Below are 755 nucleotides of genomic sequence, written 5' to 3' on the forward strand. Positions count from 1 at the left end.
TCGGGTTCGAAACCGAAGTGTTGGTGTGCGAACCATTCGCCGGTGCGGCCGAAGCCGCCGATCACTTCGTCGGCCACCAGCAGGATGTCGTACTTGCGGCAGATCCGCTGGATTTCCGGCCAGTACGTCGACGGCGGGAAGATCACGCCGCCCGCGCCCTGGAACGGCTCGCCGATGAACGCCGCGACGTTCTCCGCGCCGAGTTCGAGGATCTTCGCTTCGAGCTGCTGCGCGCGCGCCAGGCCGAATGCTTCCGGCGTTTCGCCGGCCGCTGCTTCGCCGAAGAAATACGGCTGGTCGATGTGCACGATGTGCTCGACCTTCGACGGCATCTGCTCGTGCATGTAGCCCATCCCGCCGAGCGTGCCGCCGGCGATCGTCGAGCCGTGATAGCCGTTCTTACGCGAGATCACATACTTCTTCTGCGGCTGACCCTGCACGCGCCAGTACTGGTGCACGAGGCGCAGCACGGTGTCGTTGCCTTCCGAACCGCTGTTGCAATAGAAGAAGTGGTTGAAGCCGGCCGGCGTGACTTCCGCGAGCATCGCGGAGAGCTCGATCACCGGCGGATGCGTGGTCTTGAAGAACGTGTTGTAGAACGGCAGTTCCTGGATCTGGCGATACGCGGCGTCGGCGAGTTCCTTGCGGCCGTAGCCGACGTTCACGCACCAGAGGCCGGCCATCCCGTCGATCACCTTGTTGCCGTCCGAGTCCCACAGGTAGACGCCGTCGGCCTTCACGATCACGCGGCTGCC

General features: G+C 64.4%; 1 protein-coding gene. It reads right to left on the reverse strand.

Annotation, left to right across the window (positions count from 1 at the left end; translation table 11 throughout):
• On the reverse strand, nt 1-755 hold a 755-nt coding region (locus CFB43_RS37425), incomplete at both ends, for an aminotransferase class III-fold pyridoxal phosphate-dependent enzyme (protein ID WP_144023190.1).

It is taken from the genome of Burkholderia sp. AU15512 (genome assembly GCF_002223325.1).
GTDB lineage: Bacteria > Pseudomonadota > Gammaproteobacteria > Burkholderiales > Burkholderiaceae > Burkholderia.